At 45.6% G+C, this 6,000-nt stretch carries 6 protein-coding genes; 5 read left to right on the top strand and 1 reads right to left on the bottom strand.

Annotation, left to right across the window (positions count from 1 at the left end):
- The first annotated feature begins 327 nt into the window (after window positions 1–327).
- Together APR53_08140 and APR53_08135 are read left to right on the top strand one after the other, a co-directional pair.
- Complete coding sequence (locus APR53_08140; GenBank protein KQC05340.1) at window positions 328–1,593, top strand: cytosine methyltransferase; 1,266 nt, start codon at window positions 328–330, stop codon at window positions 1,591–1,593.
- Window positions 1,594–1,605: 12 nt separating this feature from the next.
- A complete protein-coding gene (locus tag APR53_08135; GenBank protein KQC05339.1) occupies window positions 1,606–2,274 on the top strand; it encodes a DNA glycosylase in 669 nt (222 codons plus the stop codon).
- Between the two features lie 203 nt (window positions 2,275–2,477).
- On the opposite strand, the gene APR53_08130 is transcribed toward APR53_08135, so the two are convergent.
- Window positions 2,478–2,939 carry a hypothetical protein gene (locus APR53_08130; GenBank protein ID KQC05338.1) on the bottom strand — a complete coding sequence of 154 codons (462 nt, stop codon included), beginning with the start codon at window positions 2,937–2,939 and terminating at the stop codon, window positions 2,478–2,480.
- Window positions 2,940–3,289: 350 nt separating this feature from the next.
- Between APR53_08130 and APR53_08125 the strand changes: the two genes are divergently transcribed.
- The 3 genes from APR53_08125 (at window position 3,290) to APR53_08115 (ending at window position 5,990) form a co-directional block, all read left to right on the top strand.
- On the top strand, window positions 3,290–3,553 hold the full coding sequence (locus APR53_08125; protein KQC05337.1) for a hypothetical protein: 264 nt from the start codon (window positions 3,290–3,292) through the stop codon (window positions 3,551–3,553).
- Between the two features lie 206 nt (window positions 3,554–3,759).
- Window positions 3,760–5,088, top strand: coding sequence for a hypothetical protein (locus APR53_08120; GenBank protein ID KQC05336.1), 1,329 nt, complete (start codon window positions 3,760–3,762; stop codon window positions 5,086–5,088).
- 134 nt (window positions 5,089–5,222) lie between these two features.
- A complete protein-coding gene (locus APR53_08115; GenBank protein KQC05335.1) occupies window positions 5,223–5,990 on the top strand; it encodes a hypothetical protein in 768 nt (255 codons plus the stop codon).
- The last annotated feature ends 10 nt before the right edge of the window (window positions 5,991–6,000 follow it).

Below are 6,000 nucleotides of genomic sequence, written 5' to 3'. Positions count from 1 at the left end.
AGAGTGGATACAGGGACTCTTCAATTTTACATCACTTTGTGTACGCTACCTTATAGTAAATAATATCTGTTTAAAATTATTACTACCCATCAATTGCTCATATGACAATATTGAGTGAAATAAACTCCGTTTTAAATAAGGAATATATTGAATGAATTAAGAGATAATTGAAACAAACACATTATTATTATCGAGAAATATGAGGATAGCTATTATGCGAGCAGATCGATATTACATAATATCTACAATAATAATTATCACAATATTATTCAACTCCAGATTCTCTAGGCAAATCTTATTTCTTCCTCACGATAATTTATTATAATCTTGAAAGTTCAATATTTCGCTCTCGATCTATTTTCTGGTGCAGGAGGCCTTACAGAAGGTTTTCTGCGGCACCAATATTCATTTGTGTCGCATATCGAGATGAATGGTCATGCAGCCAAGACACTTGAAACCAGATCGATGTATCATGAACTGAAAAAAAAGCACCAAATGAGTCTGTATAGGGAATATTTAGAAGAAGCATTTGATAGGTTTGAATTCCTTGACCAATATCAGTTGCTTGGCAATGATAACATCAATATTCTTGAAACTCCCTTAAGCGATACAACCGAGCAGGAACTCACAGATGATGTACATCAGATCATGAGAGAGCGGGACATTGATCATGTCGATGTAATTGTTGGTGGCCCACCATGTCAGGCATATTCTGTGATCGGGAGAAGTAGGGATGAAAACAGAATGGAATTTGATCCGAGAAATTATCTGTATCGCCATTATATTAATTTTTTAAACGAATTTAAACCAGAAATTTTTATTTTTGAGAACGTACCTGGTCTAAAAACAGCAAAAAACGGTAGTATTTACTCTAATATTCAGGAAGAATTTAAAAGGATTGGATACACTGTCCAGGCAAAAACATTGAATTCAGCCGATTTCGGAATTCTTCAGAACAGAAAACGTATCATTTTCATAGGATGGAAAGAAGAACACGATCTCGACTATCCAGAATTTCAATCGATTGAATGCAAACACACAATCTGGGATTTATTAGCCGATCTGCCCCCTCTTAAGCCGGGTGAAGGAATGCAAGGGGCGGGTTTGGACTATCTTGAATCTGTCAATCCTTACCTGAAAAAGTCGGGCATCCGGAATGAGAACGATATTCTCACTCACCATATTGCACGGCCTCATATCGATAGGGATAGAGAGATATATCGTATTGCAATCAATCTCTGGAATAACGAGAGACGTCGTTTAAAATACGATGAATTACCGGATAGTCTGAAAACGCATAAAAATCAGAGGTCATTCCTCGACAGGTTCAAAGTGGTAGATGGGGAAGGCCTTTCTCATTCCATTGTCGCTCATATCGCCAAAGATGGTCACTACTTTATTCATCCCGATTTGGCTCAAGCCCGCTCCATTTCTGTGCGAGAGGCAGCGAGAATTCAGTCATTTCCTGATGACTTCAAATTTGAGGGGCCCCGAACAGCGCAATTCACGCAGATTGGAAATGCTGTTCCACCACTTATGGCTGAGCGAATAGCTGGAAAGATATCGGGGATGCTGAAAAAAATCAATCATTGAGTCAATATATCCATGCATAACAGCGATTATCAAATTAAAATCAATAAAATTCGAAAACAATTGATTATTTGGAGTTCTGGGAATCTCAGAGATTTTCCATGGCGAAATACACGAGATCTATATGAAATTCTGATTGCAGAAATCATGCTCCACAGAACAAAGGCCGATCAGGTTGAGAGGTTATATACTTCATTTATACGCAAATTTCCTGATATTCAGTCCATTGCTTCAGAAAAAAGGGAAAATTTGATTAATGAATTGAAATCCTTAGGACTTACTTGGAGAGCAGATCTACTTCATGAACTTGCCCAGAACATTGTCAGAGACTATGAAGGAAAAATTCCTCTGAAAAAAGAGAAAATCGCGGAATTACCGGGTATAGGACATTATATTGCTTCGGCGATCCTGTGTCTTGCTTTTAATAAACCTGAACCTATGGTTGATACAAATACTGTCAGGGTGATCGGTCGTGTATTTGGAATACCTGTGACCGATTCTTCAAGACGCAGTAAAAAATTCCATGATATAATGAGAGATCTGGTTAATTTTGAAAATCCACGGCTATTTTCGTTTACAATGATTGATCTCGCAGCTCTAGTATGCATTGCCGGAAAATATCCACATTGCGAGATATGTCCTCTCAATGAAATCTGCATATTTTTTAGAGATGAACCAGATTAGTCACCTGCACCAAAGTTAACTTCTTGAATCATGAAAAATCTACAAAGCTATTCTTCCGATGGTTCGGATCGTTTCTTGATATGTATCCCGGCCACATGAGGTGGCTTTCGGGCCGGGTCCAGCCCGAGAATCGGTGCGCTTGACGGCGGGGGCTGGCGATGGGGAGGTGAAGGTAGTGCATATGGACCGACATTCAGGCAGGCCTACCTGGACTTGAGCGTGTCGATAGACCGGTAAAAATCGATCTTTCCCAGAAATCGTTCTACGGCCGGAATCCCTCCGTCACGATAGAGGCCGCCGATGATGGCTTTGAAACATTCCGCAAGTGTTACGGAACCCTTCTTCTCCCAGATCCTTTGATTTTTCTCATTGGTGCTCCAGAGCACGGCTTCATCGAGCCTCAGGTAATCCCGTGAGAGTTTCTGGAGGGTCTCGATATTGCCGTATTTCATCCGTTTTTTCTCATAATATTTGGATTCGGAGTTTTCAGGGGTGAAAAAACGGGTGAAAATGCAAAAATCAAGGACGGCACCTCCCAATATATCAAGCCCTTTCTGGTGTTTCAAACCGGGAGTGTCTTTTACTACCCGGTCTTTTCGTGTGATGCTCTGGAGATAGAATTCGTGATCTTGAAAAGAACCGGAAAGGATTTGACTGATATCCATACGTAATCGACCTCCTGTATTCTCTCCTGCCACTATCAAGATATCCTACCGGGCCTGATTACACCGGAGGATGCGAATGAACCCGGAATCACAACAAAAGACGGCAGCCCGGAATAATTGCACTCATTAATACAGCTCCAGGGCCTCCATATCATCATCGAGCTCATCGGGCCATTCAAGGTCCAGGACAACCGAGCCGTCGCTCAAGATGTCGCCGATCTCCAAAAACTGGTTCGGCGGCAGATCGATCTCTTCGATGTCGCCGTTCGTTCGCCGCACCGTCACCCACATCAAAAATCCATGCGCATTTCAGGAGATAAATTTATTGCCGGACGACAGGGCCGGAGGGATTGTATGCGGAGTTTCCCGCAATCTACCGCGATACCACCCCGATTCGCGCAGCGATCGCGGCGGTCACGTTCCCCATCCCGGTCGAAGTCCGGATACTTTGCAGCAATGGGCGATTCATGGCAATCGCGCATCAGATTACCCGATTTCCCGTGCTCTTCCATCTTCCGGCCATCTCCCCGTCGAACACATGCAATCGGGTCAATCCCCCTGACGGCCCGGAGGCCGGGAAATGCCACCGACCGACCGTGTATCCGGTGTCATGACGTATCATTGCGCCCGCATTCGGAATTCATACGTCATTACGGATGCTATCCGGGCCGAGCCGGCCATTTTCGGCACGAGCGCAATCTGTCAACACCTGTAACTATCTGAAAAATTTACAGATACGTTTTTCTGTTCACAAATAATATGATCTGTAAGAAACTGAAAATATTACTAAAATTTACAGTTGACATGTGGATGTGCACCTATGAAAATACCTGAAAAACCCCGTGATCCGAATATAATTTTTGAAAATGCGGGGGAAAAGTTCTCCGGTTTTTTTCTGGCATACAGTATCGGAGATGAAAAATCCGCCGCGATCCGGGAGTATGTACGGAAGTACAATGAGCTGCATTATACCCACTGGGATGATCTCAAACGGAAAAAAATCCCTTACGACACAGAATTGTTCTGGCTGCTTCTGAAGGTTCTCCGGAGGGAAAAACTCAAAAAAATCGGGATCGGTGACGAGACTTTCACATTTGTCATGCTGGAAAAATTCCAGCGAAAGCTCCACCAGATTGACAAAGAGTCGCCTGCGCCGATAGACGCGCTGACAGGAGAAAAGCCGAGCGAAGCGAGCAAACGGCAGTACCTGGCCAATTCGATCATGGAGGAGGCGATCGCGTCAAGCCAGCTGGAAGGCGCAGCGACAACGAGGGCGATTGCAAAAAAGTTCCTGCGGGAAGGCAAATCGCCGCGGAATAAATCCGAGCGGATGATCCTGAACAACTATCGGACGATTCAGAAGCTGAAGGAGATAAAGGACCTCCCGCTCTCCCTGCAGCTGATCATCGATATTCATCTGGAGATTACCAGCGGAACCCTGGAGAGCCGGGACGATGAAATCTTCTTCCGGAAATGTGATGATATTGTTGTCCGGGATAAGACGGACTATTCAAAAATCTATCATCAGCCGCCTGACTTCACGACAGTCCCGGCGATGCTCGATGATCTCTGTACGTTTGCCAATAACGATGAGACATTTATCCACCCGATACTCAAAGCAATTATCATTCACTTCCTCATCGGGTATATCCATCCGTTTAATGACGGCAACGGAAGGACGGCACGGGCGTTATTCTACTGGTACGTGCTGAAAAACGGCTACGACCTCTTCGAGTATCTTTCCATTTCGCGGCTCTATGTCCATTCACCGGCACAATATGCAAGAGCCTACCTCTATACCGAGACAGACGAGAACGACATGACCTACTTCGTCGAGTTCAATCTGAATATTATCAGCCGGGCGATGGATGAGCTTAAAACGTATATCGAGGAGACTCAGGCCGAACAGCGGGAAGCAATCAGCCTTGCCGGAAAAATTCCCGGAATCTCGTTCCGGCAGGCGGAAATCCTCAAGGATTTTATCAGCCATCCCGACCGTTCGTACGCGATCAGCGAGATAGCGGGCAAATACAAGGTGTCAATGCCGACGGCGAGGAGCGATCTGCTTACGCTGGAAGGACTCGGAAAACTCAGAAAAATTAAAGATGGGAAACGATGGGTCTTCCTATTGAAAGACACATGGGCATAATGATACACGATGTGACCGGGAGAATTATCCTGAAATAGTGAAACAAGTTCCGAAAGGAGAATACACTATCGTGCATTATTTACCGATTCCGACGGATCGGTTCTTCATCACAGCATAAAGGAGCGGGGGACCACGTGCAGGATCATTATGTCGGAGATGTCGGGGACTTCGGGAAATACGGGCTTCTGAACACGGTGCTGGAGTGCGGCGGGGGCAGGATCCGCCTCGGGGTAAACTGGTACTATGTCGATATACCCGCACCGGAGAACGGGGACGGAGGATACACGGGATACCTGTATCCTGAGAATAAAAATTGGAAAAAATTCGAGCGCTGTTTCCCGGAGGTCTATCATGATTTGAAAAAAATCGATGAATTACACAACATTGTGGATTCAAAGCAGGGAGCCCTTGCGATAGTCGAGAAGAATGAGGTTATCAGGGGCCCTGTCTCGTACTATTCGAAGCCGGTGAACACCCCCCGCCTGCATCACTCCCTGAGGGAAAACGCACGGAACGAATGGTTCGCCGGTTCGCTCGCGGACCTTTCGGATGCGGACATCATCTTCCTCGATCCCGATAACGGCATCCAGCCCGATTCCCTCAAAAAGTCACACAAGCGGGCAGGAAAATACTTCTTCCGGGACGAATGCAGGGAGTATTTTGCGCGTGGCACATCGCTGATCCTCTACCAGCACCGGAACCGGAAACCGCAGGAGCGGTACGACGAAGATATCCGGAAGCTGCATCAGGCGATCGATCCGTCCGCGAAAGTCTTTGTCCTGCGGTTCAAACGGTTCTCGGTGCGGGACTACATTTTTATTGCGCAGAAAGAGCACGAGGAGCTGTTCGGCAGGGTAATCCGGGAACTGACGTCGAAACCCCGTGACTTCCTCTTCGAGTAGTATGAGTGTT

Source organism: Methanoculleus sp. SDB (assembly GCA_001412355.1).
Taxonomy (GTDB): Archaea; Halobacteriota; Methanomicrobia; order Methanomicrobiales; family Methanomicrobiaceae; genus LKUD01.
The sequence above is the reverse complement of the archived record's forward strand: the minus strand, read 5'-3'. Positions and strand labels throughout refer to the sequence as shown.